The sequence below is a fragment of the Vibrio sp. 1-Bac 57 genome, assembly GCF_037546855.1.
Classification (GTDB): domain Bacteria; phylum Pseudomonadota; class Gammaproteobacteria; order Enterobacterales; family Psychromonadaceae; genus Psychromonas.
Genome location: NZ_JALAAC010000032.1, coordinates 31,932 through 50,894 on the forward strand (window position 1 = coordinate 31,932; position 18,963 = coordinate 50,894).

Consider the following 18,963-nt stretch of genomic DNA (forward strand, 5'->3'; position numbering starts at 1 on the left):
ACAATAATTACTTCAGCTAACAAAAATCACCTCAGCTAACAAAAATCACCTCAGCTAACAAAAATCACCTCAGCTAACAAAAATCACCTCAGCTAACAAAAATGAGATATCAAACGAAAAGCTGACTCAGGTCAGTTTTTTTTCAGCTCGTAAAAAGCCGCTTATTTTTTGATCTAAGCCAAACGAGATCTAAGTATCAATCAGATTAATTGCCCTTTTAGACTAGCTAATAAAATCAGTTCTTTTATAATTGCGCGAAATTCACACAGAGAATTTGTTCATCTTATATCGATTGTATTAAGTAAGTGATTTTGGCCAATAATATAGATCGCTTAATTATTATCATGGATATTAATAGGTCGGAAGGAAATAGACCTCCACACGCGCGAGTAATGGAAAAATTATGTTAGAAAAATTATTTAAACTAAGCGAACACAACAGTAATGTAAAAACAGAGATTGTTGCAGGCTTTACCACCTTCTTAACCATGGCTTATATCATTTTTGTTAACCCATCAATGTTATCTGCAACCGGTATGGACTCAGGTGCTGTATTCGTCGCAACCTGTTTAGCAGCTGCAATTGGCTGTTTCATTATGGGGTTATACGCTAACTACCCTGTCGCTTTAGCACCGGGTATGGGATTAAATGCTTTCTTCTCATACACTGTGGTATTACACATGGGTTACAGCTGGCAAGTTGCTTTAGGTGCTGTATTCCTTTCAGGTGTTTGTTTTACCTTATTAAGTTTATTCAAAATCCGTGAGTGGATCATCAACTCAATCCCGCTACCAATGCGTAAAGGGATTGCAGCTGGTATCGGTCTATTCCTAGGTTTAATTGCCTTAAAAAATGCCGGTATCGTAGTTGCAAATCAAGCGACATTAGTGAGTTTAGGTGATTTAACTGCATTACCAGCCGCTTTAGCTTGCTTAGGTTTTATTGCCATTATTGCACTTGCACACTACCGAGTTAAAGGTGGCGTGATGCTAGCTATCTTGGGTGTTACTGTTATCGGCCTATTAATGGGTGATATTCAATATGCAGGTATTATGTCAATGCCACCAAGTATTGCGCCTACTTTCATGCAAATGGATGTAGCCGGTGCTTTAAACGTAGGTATGATCAGCATTATCTTCGCATTCCTATTCGTGGATCTATTTGACACGTCAGGTACATTAATTGCGGTAGCAGATAAAGCAAAACTGCTAGATAAAGATGGCAACTTACCACGTTTAAGCCGCGCACTATTAGCAGACAGTGGCGCTTCTATGGCGGGTTCAATGTTAGGAACATCTACAACAACAAGTTACATCGAAAGTGTATCTGGTGTTGCTGAAGGTGGTCGTACCGGTTTAACTGCTGTGGTTGTTGGTATCCTATTTCTACTTGCTCTATTTTTTGCTCCTTTAGCAGGCATGGTTCCGGCTTATGCAACAGCAGGCGCATTATTATATGTAGCAGTATTAATGGTTGGTGGTTTAAAAAGCATTAACTGGGATGATATTACTGAAGCCGCGCCTGTGGTTATTGTAGCCATCATGATGCCATTAACGTTCTCAATTGCTAACGGTATTGCGATTGGTTTCATTGCTTACGCTGCGATCAAAGTAGCTAGTGGTAAAATGAAAGAGTTAAGCGCAAGCGTTTGGTTCCTTGCTGTTTTATTCTTTCTTAAACTGGTTTTCTTTCCTGGTTAAGCAATCTAATTTGCAATAACCGATAAATATTAATTATAAAAATGCCGCGCTTATTATTTGAAACTAAATGATTAAAGCGTGACATTTTTTTATTCTAAAGATTAAAACCTAAGTTTACTGTCTCTTTATACTGTTACATTAACTTACTAATTTGCTGTCACGTAGCTCTTGATGTTCTCCACTACTTTTTCTAACAAACATTGACGAGCTTCTACACTTGCCCAAGCAGTATGCGGTGTCACTACTAAACGCTGAGATTCTTTTACTGACAAATATGGGTGATTTAATAGCATAGGCTCTACCGCCAATACATCCGTTCCATGATAAATATCTTGTGTATCCAATGCCGTCGCCATTGCCTGTTCATCAATGATCCCACCGCGACCTAAATTCATGATCACCGCCCCCGCTTTTAATTGCTGTATTTGCTCAGCAGCAATTAAGTTTTCAGTTTGCGCATTAAGTGGCGCATGAATAGAGATAACATCACAGTCACTTAATAACGTAGCTAAATTTACCTGTTCAATGGACTGTTGTGAATTTTTGCCTGAAGTCGAGTAATAACAAACATCACAACCAAAAGCAGTTGCTAGCTCTGCAACTCGTTGACCAATAGTGCCCATGCCAATAATGCCCCAACGTTTACCCTTTAACTCATAAAAAGGACGTTCAATATGAGTGAATACAGGGCTATCACACCAACCTTTTTTAGCAATATATTGGTCGTAATAACGGCTTTGATGTATTAATTGAAACAATAGAGAGAAGGTTGCCTGACTAACACTTTCCGTAGAATAACCCGATACGTTTTTAACCGTAATACCCGCTTTCTCCGCGGCCTCTAGATCTACATTGTTAGTGCCTGTTGCAGCAATACAAATGAGCTTTAGCTGTGGGTTATCCGCCATATGCTGTGCAGTGATCAGTACCTTGTTAGTAATAACAACTTCCTGCCCTACTAACCGCTCAGCAGTTTGTTGTTCATCTGTTGTCTGGAAAACAGTTAACTCGCCTAAATGATCAAAAACAGATAAATCACTGTCACCTAATGTTAATGCATCTAATAAAACAATTTTCATTTCTATCCCTTAATACGAAAAAGCCAATAAATTGAGAGTCTTAGATATACAGGATTTTGATACTGGTTACCATTCCAGATGCAAAATCAATAAACTTTGTAGCAATAATTAATGCTTCTCTTTTCTCAAAAAACAAACCAAAGCCTCGCTTTTCTTAACACAATAAATCAAGCACTGAATAAACTCATCGATTACTGTATTATTCGCGCATATTTCTTAAATACTAAAGAGTCTCAACTGCTATGCAACAATTCGACCATGACCTAACCATTATGCGTACAACGCTAAGTGAACCAGAGCCTGTCGCAAGCAGCCACGCTAAGCCCGTAGCTATCAACGGGTCAGCCTCGCCAAAAATAGTATTAGCGACAATCAATGCTAAATATATTCATTCCAGTTTAGGTTTACGTTATTTATACGCCAATTTAAAAGATCTACAGCCTATCGCTGAAATAAAAGAATTTGTTATTCAAACTTGGCCTATTGATATCGTTGAGCAAATTTTAGCTTCCAAACCGACTATTGTTGGCTTTGGTGTCTATATTTGGAATATCGTCGAAACCACTAATGTGGTTAGCCTATTGAAAGTGATCGCGCCGGAAGTCAAGGTAGTATTAGGTGGGCCAGAGGTAAGTTATGAATCTGAGCAGCAAGCGATAGTACAAGCTTCTGATTATGTATTAACCGGTGAAGCAGATATCAGTTTCTACGAATTATGTCAGGATCTAATCAATAACAATCCACCAGGCAATAAAATTTTGAAGTCTAAACCTGTGGATTTAAAAGACCTTGAAATGCCGTATCAGTATTACAGCGACGAAGATTTAAAGAATCGTTTATTGTATGTCGAAGCCTCTCGCGGTTGCCCCTTTAAGTGTGAATTTTGTCTGTCCTCTTTAGATACTAAATCAAATCCTTACGAGTTAACTGTTTTCTTAAAACAGATGGAAACCTTGTATCAACGTGGTGCGCGCAACTTTAAGTTTATTGATAGAACCTTTAATTTAGACATTAATACCTCGTTACAAATTATGCAGTTTTTCTTAGACAGAATGAGTGATGATTTGTACTTACACTTTGAAGTAGTACCGGATCATCTACCTCGCAAGTTAAAAGAGATGCTAGCGCAATTTCCTGAGGGCAGCTTGCAATTTGAAGTGGGTATTCAAACCTTTAATCAAGAAGTACAAGCCAATATTAGCCGTAAGCAAAACAATGCTAAATCCAAACAAAATCTGATTTGGTTAAAAGAAAATACCACCGCACATATCCATGCTGATCTTATTTTTGGCCTGCCCGGTGAAACCTTTGAAAGCTTTAAAGACAGCTTCAACCAACTATATGAATGCCATCCCCATGAGATTCAAATGGGCATTTTAAAACGCCTTAAAGGTAGCCCGATTATTAGGCACACTGACACCTTTGATTTACGCTTTAACCCACTACCACCGTTTAATATTTTAAGTACCGACAGAGTAGATTTTGCCACCATGCAGCTGGTTAATCGCTTTGCAAGATATTGGGATATGATAGGAAATTCAGGACGTTTTAAACATTCATTAGGGCATATTCTAGCGGACGACCCTTTTGAGCACTTTATGGCCATCACCAATTGGTTATTTGAAGAAACAGGACAAACGCATAAGATTAATCTAAAACGATTATTTGAATTAATTTCTCAATGTGTTGAAGCCTTATTTCCTGAAATACATCAAACACTATTACCTAAGATAGAATTAGATTACACCGCATCAAGGTTAAAAGGCGTATTTAATACCCTTAATCTTTATGGCGGCCAGAAAAAACAATCCACCAGTGGTAGTAAATTATTACAGCGACAAAAGCAACATATGCAATAGAAGTAATGAAAGTAATAAAGAAATAAGCTTTCAAATACAAAAAGGCCGCTGTGATTGATAAACCACAGCGGCCTTACTTTATAAAACTTAACAAGTTTACTTTATAAAACACAACCGACTTGCTTTATAAAACTTAACAATCTAAATGTTTAAAAAGATGAGATATCTAGGAAAAGATTAAGCCTCTAAATCCGCTAACATTTTTAATGCCACCGCTTCCGCGATTTTAATACCATCAATACCCGCAGATAAAATACCACCAGCATAACCAGCACCTTCACCGCCTGGGTATAAACCTTGCGTATTAATGCTTTGTAAGTCATCGCCACGTTTAATTTGTATAGGTGATGAAGTACGTGTTTCAACGCCTGTTAACATCGCATCTTTACTATCAAATCCACGGATTTTCTTAGCAAAAGCTGGTAACGCTTCACGAATCGCATCAATTGCAAATTGCGGTAATGCATCACTTAAGTCAGTCATTTTTACGTTAGGTTTGTAAGAAGGCTCAACGTTCTCAAAGGGTTTACCTTTACCCGCAGCAAGGAAGTCCCCTACCATTTGTGCAGGCGCATCATAATTACTGCCACCCATCACATAGGCATGACGCTCTAATTTACGTTGCAATGCGACCCCTTGTAATGGGTCGTTATTAAAGTCTTCAGGAGAAATGCCCACTACAATCGCACTATTTGCATTACGCTCACTACGAGAATATTGGCTCATGCCATTAGTTACCACGGCATGTTCTTCCGATGTTGCCGCAACAACCACCCCCCCCGGACACATACAGAAGCTATATACACTACGACCATTTTTACAATGGTGTACTAACTTATAATCCGCAGCACCCAAAATTGGGTGCCCAGCATTAATACCAAAACGAGCTTGGTCAATCATCTCTTGCTTATGCTCAATACGGAAACCAATCGAAAATGACTGCGCATCCATATGTACACCTTTATCATGCAACATTTGGAAAGTATCACGTGCGCTGTGTCCAATAGCAGCGGTCACATAACGTGAGTTGATCACTTCTCCACCCTTTAAGGTCACGCCAGTCACTTGCTTTTTACCATCAACGTCTTCGATATTGACTTCTTCAACACGCGTTTCAAAACGGATCTCTCCACCCAACTCGATGATTTTACGGCGCATTTTTTCCACCATCGTCACTAACTTATAGGTACCGATATGTGGTTTGCTCACGTAGATAATCTCAGCAGGAGCACCCGCAGCAACAAATTCTTGTTTTACTTTTAAACCTTTAAAACCAGGATCTTTAACTTGGCTGTATAACTTGCCATCGGAGAAGGTACCTGCGCCACCTTCACCAAACTGTACGTTTGATTCGGTATTAAGCTCACTCGTACGCCAAAAACGGAACGTATCTTTAGCACGCTCATGTACCGACTTACCGCGCTCTAATACAATCGGTCTAAAACCCATTTGCGCTAAAATTAAAGCAACAAATAACCCACAAGGCCCCATGCCAATAACAATAGGTCGCTCCGCTAAGTCTGCTGGAGCAGTAGCAACATATTGGTAATCAGTATCCGGAGAAACACGCACATTTGGATCTTTTTCAAAGCTCGCTAATAACTTAGCTTGATCGACATCGGTCACGCTAACATCTAAAGTGTAAATAAGTGTGATTTGGTTCTTTTTACGCGCATCATATCCACGTTTAAAAACATGGATATTAACCAGTTGCTGTGCAGTTATATTTAACTTACTTAATACAAACTGCTGTAACGCACCTTCTTCGTGGTCCAGCGGTAATTTAACTTGGTTGAGACGTATCATGATGCACCTAAAAATTGGCTTAAAAAATAAGCGCGTAGTTTACGTGATCTACAATCAAATGATAAGGTTTAATAAACCCTAATGTGCTTGTTTATGGATAGAGATAGGGATGCTACAGGGGATAGCCTGTAAACGTTTTGAACAGTTTGTCAGGCATAATTGTGAAACCTGTTGTTTTGACTCCGTGGTTAAACAGCGAAAATCAGCAGCACACAACACACCCTGTTCAAATAAATGCATTAATTTATCTTTATCAATTTCAATTTGAATAGTCATTTTAAACACACTCCTTTGAAGATAAGTGAAGAAAAAAGTTAATGATAACCATTATCACTTAAATAAAACGCGATAACAACACACTTGTTACTTATTTGTTAAAAAGTACAACATCAATAAAGGTTATTAAACAATAATGATATTTGAAACTCCCTTTAAAAAAGCGACATTAATAAAACGTTACAAGCGATTCTTAGCCGATGTAATTTTAGAAGATGGCAGTGAAACAACTATTTATTGTGCAAATACCGGCGCAATGACGGGTTGTGCAACCCCAAGCGATAGCGTTTTATATAGCACCTCCAGCAATAAAAAACGTAAATACCAATACACTTGGGAATTTACGCTCACTCAAGCTGGCCATTGGATATGTGTAAATACAGCCAAAGCCAATGCGCTGGTTGCACAGGCGATTTCTGAACAACAAATCCCTGAACTACTCGGCTATCAACAGTGCAAAGCAGAAGTAAAATACGGAGAGGAAAATAGTCGCATCGATTTTTTATTAAGCGATGACAATAAAGTGGATTGCTATGTAGAAGCAAAAAGCTGCACCCTATTAGACGAACGCAAACAGGCGGGTGATGGTTACTTCCCAGATGCAGTGACAACTCGCGGTCAAAAGCATTTACGCGAATTAATAGAAATGAAACAACAAGGCTATCGCAGTGTTTTATTATTTGCGGTATTACACTCCGCGATAAAAAGTGTGCAACCCGCAGACTTTATCGACAAAAAATATGCCGACTTATTCGCACAGGCAAAACAAGCAGGCGTTGAAGTCATTTGTTATTTCCCGAATTTAAGCAATATTGTTAACTCCCACACATGAAAATGAACAGCAAGCAGAGTAATCGCTAGCTTGAAAGTAGTGGTTATTAACAAGACTGTAATAGCTCTGGCATTTATTAAACCGGAACATTAATGGAACAAAAAAGACAGGAGTCAGATAATGAAAAAAATTATGTTAGTCATAGGATTAGTGACAGGGTTAAGCCTGCCCTCAATGGTCAGTGCCGATGTAAAGCAAATTGCACGCTTTAAGCACCATCAAGCAATCAGTTACGGTGAAATTAAAGGAGATCTGATTCAACCGCTTAGCGGCGAGTTATCTACTCAGTTAACCGCCAAAGGAGACCCTATTGCATTAGCAGAGGTTAAATTATTACTTCCTACAACGCCGCAGAAAGTATTTGCCGTGGGTATGAACTTTAGTAGTCATATCTCATCACCATCAAAAGCGCCACCGCCGTTATTTCTTAAATTACCTTCGTCATTAATCGCCTCAGGAGAAACTATTGTCCTACCTGAAGATGCAAATAACGTGCACTTTGAAGGCGAATTAGTATTAGTGATTGGTAAACAAGCTAAGCATATTAAAGAATCACAGGCAGAAGAAGTTATTTTCGGTGTATTAGCAGGCAATGATTTAACCGAACGTAGCTGGCAAAGTTCAGACCTGCAATGGATGCGCTCTAAAGCCAGCGATGGATTCGGCCCTATTAGCTCAATCATTACAGTAGGTGTTGATTATAATAACTTACTCCTGACGACTCGCTTAAACGGCAAAATAGTACAGCAGGAAAATACTCAAAATATGATCCACAAACCAGCAAAAGTAGTCAGCTATTTAAGCCAATACTTCACCTTAATGCCCGGAGATTTAATTTTTATGGGGACGCCAGGTCGAACCCAAGCGTTGAATAATGGTGACACAGTATCCGTTAGTATCGATCAAGTAGGTACAGTGGAGAATAAAATTAAACGTTAAATACTCACAGTGACAACTGTGAAAATAACAATAACAATAACAACAGCAACCTATTATATGTAAAAGCTAAAAATAAACAGACAACAGAGATAACAAAGAAAGAGGAAGGAAAGTAGAGAATAAATCCCTTACAACGGCATTGTAAGGGACAATTAATTAGCTCAAATGCAACTTTATGAAAGTAGATGAGGCATCTAAAATTAAAGTGCAGCTAGAACTGTTTCTGCTTTACTTGCTTCAAATTCACCTGCTTCTTCAACGTTTAATAACGTGACGGTGCCATTTTCAATGACCATTGCATAACGTTGTGAGCGAACGCCACCGAATCCTGCAGTATCCATGGTTAAACCAAGTGCTTTAGAAAAGCTCGCATCGCCGTCGCCTAACATTAATAATTCAGATGCGTTATGTAATTCACCCCATGCTTTCATCACAAATGCATCATTCACAGCAACACAAGCGATCAAATCAACACCTTTTGCTTGAAACTTATCAGCAAGTACAACATAACCTGGTAAATGCTCTTCAGAACAAGTTGGCGTAAATGCGCCAGGTACAGCAAATAAGACTACTTTTTTATCTGCAAATAATTCAGCAACGTCATGATGAACCATACCTTCAGCAGTTAATTGGCTTAGGGTTGCTGTTGGTAATTTTTGGCCTACTTCAATCATTTTATTATCCTTAGTTAATTTAAGTTACTTTTAATTACTTTTAGTTATTGCCATTACAATTGCTACTTTAAATATAACAATCGCGTCTATTAATATAATCAATAACAGGCTGTTACAGGTTAACAGTCTATCCCTAAACCAGCTAAACAAACACTGAATAATAAAGTGGCTATTCAATTACTTTTAAGTCGATTAACTCTAGCTCCCTTGCACGATGGCAAAACACTTTGGATAAAGGTAAACTCGCGCCTCAAAATAAAAATGAATTAAATAGATGGTGACAAGTTATGAGTAGAAAAATCGAATTATTAGCCCCAGGTGGTGATGTTGACGCGATTAAAGCGGCGATAATTGCAGGAGCTAACGCGATTTATTGCGGTTTGGATATTTTTAACGCTCGTAACCGTGCTGCCAACCTTTCCTTTGATGATTTAGTCGGCATCATCAAGCTAGCACATGAATATGAATGTGAAGTTTTTTTAACGCTTAATGTCGTGATCCTAGAGCATGAAATCCCAACGCTCACTAAACTATTAAATCAGCTAGTTAATACCGGTATCGATGGCATCATAGTGCAGGACTTAGGTATCTTTAACCTGGTTAAAAAGTTTTTCCCAAGCTTACATATTCATGCATCAACACAGCTGACAACGCACAATGAAGGGCAAATTTTATTCCTTGCTAAAATTGGCGCAACCCGTGCTAATTTATCACGCGAATTAAACCTAACTGAAATCAAAATCCTCACTGCTTTAGCACACGATAACGAAGTATTAACCGAAGTGTTTGTACACGGTGCATTATGTATCGCGTTTTCTGGTCAATGTTATTCAAGCTCAGTGAGTGTTGGTAACTCAGGTAACCGTGGTCGCTGTAGCCAAGCTTGTCGTGATGAATATGAAGTGACTGCAGCAGGCAATAAATTCCCACTTAATTTAAAAGATAACTCTGCATGGTTTGACTTGCCTGATTTGGTAGAAGCCGGTGTTGACTCATTAAAAATTGAAGGTCGTATTAAAGGCGCACAATACGTGCATACGGTTGTGGATAGCTGGCGTCAGCAGATCAATACTTTTGTGGATACCGGTAAATTATTAGCCGATGACTCTGCTTTATACAAAGTATTTAACCGTGATTTCACTAACTCGTTTTTGAAAGGCAATTTAACTAAAGACATGTTTATCGACAATCCACGCGATAACAGCTTTACCCATGCCAATGAAAAAAATAATGCGATTTCAATCGTACAAATCCAAGAAGTACAACAAGACTTACGTGACGATAAAAATAAAATCGTTGACGAAGTAGCCGCTAAAGTAGCGACCTTAAATATTGATAAAAGCGATTTATCATTAAGCTTCTCAGGGCAGTTGGATAAACCATTCACCGTGACTATCGTCATTGACGAGAAAACTTTTGTAGTAGAATCAAACTCAAACATGATTGCTTCTGAGCAATCAGCAGTCACCGTTGAAGCCATTGAAAAACGTTTCAAAAGCTTTAAAAATAGCCGTTACAATGTTGCTGACTTTGACTTTTCGCAACTGGATGATCATTTAACTATTCCATTTAAAGAGTTAACGGAAGTTAAAAATAAAGTCGCTTATTATTTAAATGGCGAAAAAGACGTGATCCCAGCAGTCACTTTACCGCCATTAGCTTCTCACCCTAAATTAAACGAAAAGCCAACGTTATCAATATTAATCAGCGATGAAAAAGATGCACACTTAGGTGACTTAACCGATGCTGACATCTACTTTAAATTACCGGAAAGCTTTAAAAAACGCTGCAACAAACAACGTGATATTTTAGTGCGTAATCCGCGCTTTATTCCTTGGTTCCCAGCGGTATTAATCGGTAAAGATTACATTGAAGCAGTACGCATTTTAGAAGAGTTAAAACCTGCTCGTATTGTTACCAATAATACTGGTATTGCATATAAAGCCTTTGAAATGGGTATTGAATGGATTGCAGGTCCATTTTTAAACACCACTAACTCCTATGCATTATTAACCATGCAAGAAGAGTTAAATTGTGCCGGTGCATTTATCTCAAACGAAATTAACCGTAACCAGATCAAAAACATCAAACGCCCTGCTAACTTCAAAATGTTATACAGCATTTACCACCCTATTCTAATGATGACTAGCCGCCAATGTTTCTTTCAACAAACCGTGGGTTGTAACAAACCAAGCATTGAAGATGGCTGTATGTTGAAGTGTCAAAAAGCGACGACAATTACCAACGTGAAAGGTATCTCTTTCGCCGTTGATAAGCAGTTAGGTGGTTACCCAAGTATTTATAACCATGAACAGTTCTTAAATTTTGATGCTGTCAGAGATTTCTCAGATTTGTTTGATGAGTTCTTTATCGACCTAACGGATATTGGTTCAGGTTCAAAAGAGAAGCAGGATAAAGCGCAGTTAATTAAGCACTTTGAAGATTTCTTAGATGGCGATCAGCAAGCAGCAGCAACGGTTACAGGTATGGTGACAGTTGCGACCAATGCGCAATACCAACAAGGCTTGTAAATTAGATAATTGATCAATCTGGTGTTTAATTTGTCAGCTTCGTCAGTGTTTAGTGTAGTAATCTGAATTAGCTTGGTGTAGGTTCGTCTGCGCTCATCTAGGCAGTTTGAATTAACTTAATAGCTTTGTCTGCGCTAATCGAGTTAGCTTGCTAACTTGTCTACTCTCAGTGCAGTAGTTTGAATTAGATTAGTTTGGTGTAGGTTCGTCTGTGCTCATCGGGGCTTTTAGATTACGACTGACCTTGGTATTCCGCCCTTGCGGCGGGTTCATTTTCTTTAAATGGCCAAAGAAAACAGAACCAAAAGAAAGGCCACCCGTGACGTTTCCTAATCCAAGCTAACCATTTATTTTAAACGCACCATGTCAGGATGGCCGTCCATGGCCATTCTGACATTACAGCAAACGTCCTGTTTGCTGTTGCTAAAATGAATCGTTACCTTGGGGAAACTTGACGGGACAATGAAGCAGCCACATTGGGTAATATGGTAATAATTAAATAAGGCTTTTTTTGTTATTCTTAGCCAAAATGCTTCTCTCTGTGGCAGTTTGGACAGATAGCGATGGCATTGTCCAAAGTATCTTCTCCGCCTTTAGAAAGCTGAACTATATGATGAACTTCTAAATATGGCGTAAGATCTTTTTTTCTGGTGAAAGGAGCTTTAACCCCACAAGATTCACACACGCTTTTAGCACGATAAAGCGCCTCCACCACTACATCTGAATTTCTTTTATAGATCAATGTTTTAACAATGATTTGTTTAGGATTTTTAGACGCATTTTTTAGACGCTCCAGTCTTTCCTCTGAGGTCCTCGCCATTGAGTACTGGAGTTCATTTGTAAATGACTCATCAATATCGTTTAACGTTGCAAATACGTATTCTCTAATAGAGTAAAGTAACAGATCTAAACTATTATCCCTTTCACTATTAACCCAAGCATTTATATCACTATTCTTATAGGTATCAATAGCATTCGGTTCGGGAAAATTTTCTAAACTGAATAATGGAGATGTTTTGCCTGTAGTTAACACTATTTCACTTTCTTCTTCATCAGACAAGGGCTTAATGTAAAATTTTTTGGCTCTGTTATTAAGTCCGAGGCTAGTAAATTTTTTATCCAATTCCGGATGAATAAACTTAAGCTCCTGCTTTCTAATATTCTGAAAGTGAGGAGTTTGAATTTTCTCAAAACAAAATCCAGCATCTTCCATTTTTTTACGAAGTAACGAAAATATGTATTCCCTATCACTGACCATGCTCTATAACCTTTGATTAAAAGTGCAGTTAAGCTGAACAACCCGATATAATTTGTATATAAAACAAACTTCACACAAAGTAACCAACTTAGATAAAATAATCAATAAGCTAGATAGTTGCTTCCTTAACAACTAGCAGAGTACTGAATTATCAATATCTAAATTTAAAAAGAAATTAATGATGTTGATTGCTTATCTCCATCACCAACAACCTAGCAGATTAAAAATAAAACAAAAAATAACCTGCTTTTACTCACATAATTCGACATTTTAATTGCTTAATCTGTATACTTCGCGACCTTATTATTTCTGCAACGCTGTTAATCACTTTTAGGTGAATAAGTGCTGCTCTAAACTGATGGAATCTTGACTTTGATATCTACCGCAAACATTACAATGCAATTTGGCGCCGAGCCTTTATTTGAAAATATTTCAGCCAAATTTGGTAACTTTAACCGCTACGGGTTAATTGGTGCTAATGGTTGCGGAAAATCAACTTTCATGAAGATTTTGACGGGTGCACAAGAGCCAAGCTCAGGAAACGTATCATTAGATCCGGGTGTGAAAGTCGGTACGTTAAGCCAAGACCAGTTTGCTTTTGAAGAGTACACAGTAATTGACGCCGTTATTATGGGTGACAAAGCGTTGTGGGAAATCAAAAAAGAGCGTGACCGTATTTACGGTTTACCAGAAATGACTGAAGAAGACGGCATGAAAGTTGGTGAGCTTGAAAGTGAGTTTGCTGAGATGGATGGTTACACTGCTGAAAGTCGTGCTGGTGACATTTTATTAGATGCTGGTATTGAAGAAGAGTTTCACTTTGGTTTAATGAAACAAGTGGCACCGGGCTGGAAACTGCGAGTTCTATTAGCACAAGCATTGTTTGCAAACCCTGACTTATTATTACTCGATGAGCCAACCAATAACTTGGATATTAATACCATTAACTGGTTGTCTGAAGAGTTGAATAAACGTCGTTGTACTATGGTTATCATCTCGCATGACCGTCACTTCTTAAACTCTGTGTGTACGCACATGGCTGATATTGATTACGGTGAATTACGTATTTACCCAGGTAACTACGAATACTTCCTTGAAGCTTCTTCACTGATCCGTGAGCAGTTATTATCTGAAAATGCGAAGAAAAGTGCTGAAATCGACGAACTACAAGACTTTGTAAACCGTTTTGGTGCCAATGCCTCTAAAGCGAAACAAGCAAGTTCACGTGCTAAAAAAATGGATAAAATCAAACTTGATGATGTTAAATCAACAAGCCGTATGCACCCTTCTTTATCTTTTGATGAAGGCAAGAAAATGCATCGTCAAGCGTTAGTATTAGAAGGTCTAGGGCATGGTTTTGAAGAAGGGCCATTATTTAGTGGTGGAGACCTTATTTTAGAAGCCGGAGCTAAACTTGCTATTATTGGTGAGAATGGTGTGGGTAAAACAACCTTCATGCGTTGTTTAGTGAATGACTTACAACATAACGAAGGCGTTGTTAAATGGTCTGAAAATGCGTCTATCGGCTACTGCCCACAAGATAGCACTGAAGATTTTAATAACGACTTAACCTTGATGGACTGGATGGGTCAATGGCGTACTAGCAAACACAGCGATTTAATCGTGCGTGGTATGTTAGGTCGTTTATTATTTACCGATGACGATGCAAACAAAAAAGCACGTAACTGTTCTGGTGGTGAGAAAAACCGTCTGTTATTTGGTAAGTTAATGATGCAAGACATCAACGTGTTAGTAATGGACGAACCCACTAACCACATGGACTTAGAAGCGATTGATGCATTAAACAATGCATTAAAAGAATTTAAAGGTACGCTTATTTTTGTAAGTCATGACCGTGAATTTGTATCTTCATTAGCAACCCGTATTGTTGATATTAAAGAGACAAAAGTGGTTGATTTCCAAGGTACTTATAACGAATACCTAGCAAGTCAGTCAGAAGCAAAAAAATTAAGCTTAAACCTACAATAAAGCACAACACTTCAAATCAGTAGTTGCGTTCAGCGCTGCTGATTTGAAACATTAAGAAACAAAGAAATAAAGACATAAAGAAATAAAAAAAGAAGCAATAAATAAAACCGAATAACTCATAAAACCTGTCACTTTTCCATCTTTATCATGCGCATCACCGTTTAGCATTAGCGACAGTGAGGTACGTTTGATACTTTGCTTATGTAAAAATGTGGCCGTTTTATACCATTTTAACTTGATAAGTAGAGACAAATAACATGCCTTTTTCATCCCTTGGATTAAGTGATCCAATCGTACAAGCCGTAACTGAACAGGGTTACACTGCGCCAACACCTATCCAAGAAAAAGCGATTCCTGTTGTATTAAAAGGAAAAAACCTGATTGCCGCGGCGCAAACGGGTACCGGTAAAACTGCAAGTTTTGTATTACCTATTTTACAAAAATTAATTGATGCGCCGTTAGTTCGTCCTAAACGTGTACACGCAATGATTTTAACGCCAACTCGCGAGCTAGCGATTCAAGTGGAAGCTAATATTCAACTTTATGCCAAGCACCTTAATATTACTTCGATGGCGATGTACGGTGGCGTGGATGTTGAACCACAAAAGCAAAGCTTGATTGAAGGTGTTGATATTTTAGTAGCAACGCCTGGTCGTTTGTTAGATATGTACACACGTCGTGCTATTCACTTTGATGAAACCTCTATTCTAGTGATTGATGAAGCCGACCGCATGTTAGACATGGGCTTTATTAGTGACATCAATAAAATCGTTGAGAAGTTACCAGAGCAACGTCAAAATCTGTTATTTTCTGCAACTTTATCAAAGCAAGTACGCTTTTTAGCAAGAACAGCTGTGACAGATGCGGTAGAGATATCAATTGCACCAGAGAATGTTACTGTGCCTAAGATTGCACAACGTTTGATCACTGTAGATAAAGAGTTTAAATCGGCATTATTAAGCCATTTGATCCATGAGAATAAATGGCAACAAGCGTTGATCTTCATTGAAACTAAACGTGGCGCGGCTAAATTAGTAAGCCAATTAGAAAAACGTGAAATCGCCGCTGAATCTTTCCATAGTGGTCGTAGCCAAGCAGTACGCGAACAATTAATGGCTGACTTTAAAGAAGGGAAAATTCAGTTCTTAGTCGCTACCGGCATTGCAGCACGTGGTATTGATATCGACGATTTAGAACGTGTAGTTAACTATGATTTACCCGATGAAGCTGAAGATTATGTACACCGTATTGGTCGTACTGGTCGTGCTGGTGCTGAAGGTGAAGCTATTTCATTGGTATCGCGTGATGACTTTAGAAACCTATGTGCGATCGAACGTCATTTAGGTTACTTCATTAACCGTGAAGTGATTGAAGGCTTTGAAGCGAAGTTGGTTGTGCCTGATTCAAACGCTGCACACGCACCGAAAAAAGCGCAAAAAGGCCGTCGTCGCCAATCATCGATCAAACGCTAAAATAATATTAGCGATTACTTGCCTTAAAAGTGATAAATAACCTTTCAGGTTAATTAATGAGCTCGAATGCTGAGCTCATTTAAAGATTAACGGCACTTTTGTTGTTATTGATAAACTAGACCAGCATGCCTTAACCACCCATCGATATGACGTTGCTTAGGATCTTTATGCGTCCAATGCATCACACCACCGCGTTTATTCCATTCGTATTCACCATAAAATTCAATGCTATCGCCGACTTTTAGAGTATTTATTCTTGGCGCTAAATCTATATTATGTGCGACTAATATTGTTTGCCCAGTATTCGTTTTTATAATAAAGCGTTGATGCTGAGAACCTTTTAGGTCATCAGCAAGTAGCTTGATCACCGTTCCTTTACCAGCGATCTGAAGATCAGAGCGTTTATCTTTAAAAGCATCACTCAGACGTTGTTCGCTATTAGCTGAAACACTGACGGTGTAAACCGCTTCTTTTATCTGTTCAACTTTTGCTAATGCCTCTGAACTAACTCCATTAGGTTGGCTTTCGTTATTACACGCCACAAGCAATAGCGCTAACAGCATAAGCATACTATTTTTCATCAATACTTTTCCTTATCCCGAGTTGCAATTATTTATAGCTAGGCGGATTGAACATTAATAATCCCTATCCGTTAACGGTTATAAATTGATTTAAAAACGAGAATCACTTTCACAGGGCTGGCCGTCGTGGTCGCCATCCATTTTAGTATTCGGACAGTTCTCTATGAAAAAGATCGCTTCCGCTTTTGAACGCATTTCACTGCAATAGGTTCTACCATCACATCGGTATTTTGAATTTGCCAGTTCACTTTTTTTATTAAATAAATTAATAGAATCTTTACGTTCACTTTTAGTTTCACTTGGCAAAATAATAATCGCTCCTTTTACTGACTCAAGGCGCTCACAAATCACACCATCAGGAACTTTCCCGTATAAAATTCGGCCTTCTTTAGTCGTACATTTTATTTTGTCATCAATGGAAACACTTGATGAGTTAGCTGCAATAAACGGCAATTCATTATTTGAATATAAAAAATAAGCGTATCCACCAGCAATAAGTAGTATTAATATTGTGAACATTTTCATCATTGAAAGTCTCTTTAATTTACCCTGATTCTTTGGCTACTAGTATGAGCCAATGACGATAAGCAACATAAAAAGCGCCTAAATGAATACTTTTTGTAAAGCATCACTAATGATACTTATGAACTAACGCGTCATTATTTGAAAATTAATTATAAATTTGTGAAATAAAACAACATAGGCCACGGTCTTGATAAGTTATGTATTAAACCATTTAACACTTTTAAGGATCTTCCTATGTCACAACCTGTTTCAGCAAACCTACAAAACCGCCTTCAGTGGTCTCTCTTTTCATTACGCTTAGGTATTTTTATCGTTTTCTTTATGTGGACGTTAGATAAATTTATCAATCCAGCACACAGTGCGATAGTTATGAAAGCATTTTATGGTATCAGTGGAGCAAGTGATACCATCTTTTATATTCTTGGCGCGCTACAATTATTGTTAGTTCTTGCATTTGTTGCTGGGATCAAAAAACGCCTTACTTACGGTATTATTTTATTAATGCACGCCGCATCTACTTTTTCTTCATTCCCTCGCTATATTGACGGCTTCAACAATCTATTGTTTTTTGCAGCATGGCCTATGCTTGCCGCTTGTATTGCGCTTTATCTTCTACGTGATGCAGATGTAAAACTAACGGTTAAGTAGTTTTTACACGTAAACTAGCCTATCAATTTATCGCTAACCCAATGTTATCTTTTATATGTAATGGGTTGGCAATTTTTTTGAAACTATTTTTAATAATAATTAGATATTACCGCTCGAAACTAAATAATAAATCCAAGCAAACAATCCAGCAAAAACCAATATCGTTAACACTAATTTCAACCAAATATATTTCATTTCAATACCCTAATTTTTAATTCAAACAATCAGCCCAATAAAAACCGCATAAAACACAACCAAAATCACAAATATTAATTATTTATCTTTACTTTTTACCTATGTAAATAATGTGATTTTTTATTTATGGAGATATAATATGCCGTCCCATTAATAAAGTAGAACGGAATCTCGCATTAAGGACAAAACACCATACTTTATTTTAGCGGAGTGATTATGTCATCAGATTTACGCATCATTCTAAAAGGCTTTCAACAATTTTTGTTGTTATCTCTTTTAGTAACCTTACCTATTTTAGCCCTTGCCTTTGATCTTATTTATATGCAGCACGGTGTGATAAACTTAGATCAGGGTATCTCTGAATACTCTGCAACAGAGTTTTTACAGGAAACATTATTATTCTGCACTACCTTATCTTTTGCCTATACCGCATATAAAGATCCTTCTGTCAGACATTTCAGTGTGCTTATTACAGGCTTCTTTGCTTGTATGCTAATTCGCGAGCTTGATGGTTTACTGGATAACATACGACATGGTTTTTGGGTTTACCCTGCAACATTGGTTGCTTTATTTTCGATTATTCATGCATTAAAAGCTCCT

At 38.0% G+C, this 18,963-nt stretch carries 16 protein-coding genes and 1 pseudogene; 9 read left to right on the forward strand and 8 right to left on the reverse strand.

The genetic code is table 11. From position 1 onward, the window contains the following. Nucleotides 1–403 precede the first annotated feature (403 nt). The gene (locus MT391_RS16600; protein WP_166370871.1) at nucleotides 404–1,699 is read left to right on the forward strand and encodes an NCS2 family permease; all 1,296 of its coding nucleotides are present in this window, start codon (nucleotides 404–406) and stop codon (nucleotides 1,697–1,699) included. A 146-nt stretch (nucleotides 1,700–1,845) separates the two neighbouring features. On the opposite strand, the gene MT391_RS16605 is transcribed toward MT391_RS16600, so the two are convergent. Continuing rightward, nucleotides 1,846–2,778, reverse strand: coding sequence for a D-2-hydroxyacid dehydrogenase (locus MT391_RS16605; RefSeq protein WP_499499077.1), 933 nt, complete (start codon nucleotides 2,776–2,778; stop codon nucleotides 1,846–1,848). Between the two features lie 242 nt (nucleotides 2,779–3,020). On the opposite strand from MT391_RS16605, the gene MT391_RS16610 reads away from it, so the two are divergent. Then, a complete protein-coding gene (locus MT391_RS16610; protein ID WP_499499079.1) occupies nucleotides 3,021–4,637 on the forward strand; it encodes a B12-binding domain-containing radical SAM protein in 1,617 nt (538 codons plus the stop codon). 177 nt (nucleotides 4,638–4,814) lie between these two features. On the opposite strand, the gene MT391_RS16615 is transcribed toward MT391_RS16610, so the two are convergent. Together MT391_RS16615 and MT391_RS16620 are read right to left on the reverse strand one after the other, a co-directional pair. Beyond that, nucleotides 4,815–6,443, reverse strand: a complete 1,629-nt coding sequence (locus MT391_RS16615) for an NAD(P)/FAD-dependent oxidoreductase (RefSeq protein ID WP_499499080.1) — start codon at nucleotides 6,441–6,443, stop codon at nucleotides 4,815–4,817. A gap of 78 nt (nucleotides 6,444–6,521) precedes the next feature. Then, the gene (locus MT391_RS16620; RefSeq protein WP_166370879.1) at nucleotides 6,522–6,719 is read right to left on the reverse strand and encodes a hypothetical protein; all 198 of its coding nucleotides are present in this window, start codon (nucleotides 6,717–6,719) and stop codon (nucleotides 6,522–6,524) included. 136 nt (nucleotides 6,720–6,855) lie between these two features. Between MT391_RS16620 and sfsA the strand changes: the two genes are divergently transcribed. Together sfsA and MT391_RS16630 are read left to right on the forward strand one after the other, a co-directional pair. Next, nucleotides 6,856–7,551 (forward strand): DNA/RNA nuclease SfsA, encoded by a 696-nt coding sequence (gene sfsA / locus MT391_RS16625; protein ID WP_499499082.1) that lies wholly within the window; start codon nucleotides 6,856–6,858, stop codon nucleotides 7,549–7,551. A gap of 120 nt (nucleotides 7,552–7,671) precedes the next feature. Further along, nucleotides 7,672–8,490 carry a fumarylacetoacetate hydrolase family protein gene (locus MT391_RS16630; RefSeq protein ID WP_499499083.1) on the forward strand — a complete coding sequence of 273 codons (819 nt, stop codon included), beginning with the start codon at nucleotides 7,672–7,674 and terminating at the stop codon, nucleotides 8,488–8,490. Nucleotides 8,491–8,690: 200 nt separating this feature from the next. Here the strand turns inward: MT391_RS16630 and MT391_RS16635 are convergent, their stop codons facing one another. Further along, nucleotides 8,691–9,164, reverse strand: a complete 474-nt coding sequence (locus MT391_RS16635) for a peroxiredoxin (protein ID WP_499499085.1) — start codon at nucleotides 9,162–9,164, stop codon at nucleotides 8,691–8,693. A gap of 287 nt (nucleotides 9,165–9,451) precedes the next feature. On the opposite strand from MT391_RS16635, the gene MT391_RS16640 reads away from it, so the two are divergent. Continuing rightward, on the forward strand, nucleotides 9,452–11,695 hold the full coding sequence (locus MT391_RS16640; RefSeq protein ID WP_499499087.1) for a peptidase U32 family protein: 2,244 nt from the start codon (nucleotides 9,452–9,454) through the stop codon (nucleotides 11,693–11,695). Nucleotides 11,696–12,215: 520 nt separating this feature from the next. Here MT391_RS16640 and MT391_RS16645 read toward each other — a convergent pair. Further along, nucleotides 12,216–12,953 carry an HNH endonuclease gene (locus MT391_RS16645; RefSeq protein WP_499499089.1) on the reverse strand — a complete coding sequence of 246 codons (738 nt, stop codon included), beginning with the start codon at nucleotides 12,951–12,953 and terminating at the stop codon, nucleotides 12,216–12,218. A 372-nt stretch (nucleotides 12,954–13,325) separates the two neighbouring features. Here MT391_RS16645 and MT391_RS16650 point away from each other — a divergent pair, with 372 nt between their 5' ends. Further along, complete coding sequence (locus tag MT391_RS16650) at nucleotides 13,326–14,942, forward strand: ABC-F family ATPase (RefSeq protein WP_166370889.1); 1,617 nt, start codon at nucleotides 13,326–13,328, stop codon at nucleotides 14,940–14,942. Nucleotides 14,943–14,993: 51 nt separating this feature from the next. Here the strand turns inward: MT391_RS16650 and MT391_RS16655 are convergent, their stop codons facing one another. Then, nucleotides 14,994–15,194 carry a hypothetical protein gene (locus tag MT391_RS16655; protein ID WP_499499091.1) on the reverse strand — a complete coding sequence of 67 codons (201 nt, stop codon included), beginning with the start codon at nucleotides 15,192–15,194 and terminating at the stop codon, nucleotides 14,994–14,996. 5 nt (nucleotides 15,195–15,199) lie between these two features. On the opposite strand from MT391_RS16655, the gene MT391_RS16660 reads away from it, so the two are divergent. Beyond that, a complete protein-coding gene (locus MT391_RS16660; protein WP_499440033.1) occupies nucleotides 15,200–16,414 on the forward strand; it encodes a DEAD/DEAH box helicase in 1,215 nt (404 codons plus the stop codon). 104 nt (nucleotides 16,415–16,518) lie between these two features. Here MT391_RS16660 and MT391_RS16665 read toward each other — a convergent pair whose 3' ends face one another. Continuing rightward, the gene (locus tag MT391_RS16665; protein ID WP_499499092.1) at nucleotides 16,519–16,995 is read right to left on the reverse strand and encodes a DUF3465 domain-containing protein; all 477 of its coding nucleotides are present in this window, start codon (nucleotides 16,993–16,995) and stop codon (nucleotides 16,519–16,521) included. Between the two features lie 90 nt (nucleotides 16,996–17,085). Next, nucleotides 17,086–17,523, reverse strand: a complete 438-nt coding sequence (locus MT391_RS16670; protein WP_499499094.1) for an excalibur calcium-binding domain-containing protein — start codon at nucleotides 17,521–17,523, stop codon at nucleotides 17,086–17,088. 231 nt (nucleotides 17,524–17,754) lie between these two features. On the opposite strand from MT391_RS16670, the gene MT391_RS16675 reads away from it, so the two are divergent. Beyond that, nucleotides 17,755–18,168: a hypothetical protein gene (locus tag MT391_RS16675; protein ID WP_166370895.1), complete on the forward strand. Its 414-nt coding sequence runs from the start codon at nucleotides 17,755–17,757 to the stop codon at nucleotides 18,166–18,168. 411 nt (nucleotides 18,169–18,579) lie between these two features. Beyond that, nucleotides 18,580–18,963 (forward strand): annotated as a pseudogene (locus MT391_RS16680) (hypothetical protein); the annotation flags it as partial.

Excerpts from the sequence above, each read along its gene's own strand:
- MT391_RS16600 (WP_166370871.1), top strand. The coding sequence starts at position 404 with ATGTTAGAAAAATTATTTAAACTAAGCGAACACAACAGTAATGTAAAA.
- MT391_RS16605 (WP_499499077.1), bottom strand. The coding sequence starts at position 2,778 with ATGAAAATTGTTTTATTAGATGCATTAACATTAGGTGACAGTGATTTA.
- MT391_RS16610 (WP_499499079.1), top strand. The coding sequence starts at position 3,021 with ATGCAACAATTCGACCATGACCTAACCATTATGCGTACAACGCTAAGT.
- MT391_RS16615 (WP_499499080.1), bottom strand. The coding sequence starts at position 6,443 with ATGATACGTCTCAACCAAGTTAAATTACCGCTGGACCACGAAGAAGGT.
- MT391_RS16620 (WP_166370879.1), bottom strand. The coding sequence starts at position 6,719 with ATGACTATTCAAATTGAAATTGATAAAGATAAATTAATGCATTTATTT.
- sfsA (WP_499499082.1), top strand. The coding sequence starts at position 6,856 with ATGATATTTGAAACTCCCTTTAAAAAAGCGACATTAATAAAACGTTAC.
- MT391_RS16630 (WP_499499083.1), top strand. The coding sequence starts at position 7,672 with ATGAAAAAAATTATGTTAGTCATAGGATTAGTGACAGGGTTAAGCCTG.
- MT391_RS16635 (WP_499499085.1), bottom strand. The coding sequence starts at position 9,164 with ATGATTGAAGTAGGCCAAAAATTACCAACAGCAACCCTAAGCCAATTA.
- MT391_RS16640 (WP_499499087.1), top strand. The coding sequence starts at position 9,452 with ATGAGTAGAAAAATCGAATTATTAGCCCCAGGTGGTGATGTTGACGCG.
- MT391_RS16645 (WP_499499089.1), bottom strand. The coding sequence starts at position 12,953 with ATGGTCAGTGATAGGGAATACATATTTTCGTTACTTCGTAAAAAAATG.
- MT391_RS16660 (WP_499440033.1), top strand. The coding sequence starts at position 15,200 with ATGCCTTTTTCATCCCTTGGATTAAGTGATCCAATCGTACAAGCCGTA.
- MT391_RS16665 (WP_499499092.1), bottom strand. The coding sequence starts at position 16,995 with ATGAAAAATAGTATGCTTATGCTGTTAGCGCTATTGCTTGTGGCGTGT.
- MT391_RS16670 (WP_499499094.1), bottom strand. The coding sequence starts at position 17,523 with ATGATGAAAATGTTCACAATATTAATACTACTTATTGCTGGTGGATAC.
- MT391_RS16675 (WP_166370895.1), top strand. The coding sequence starts at position 17,755 with ATGTCACAACCTGTTTCAGCAAACCTACAAAACCGCCTTCAGTGGTCT.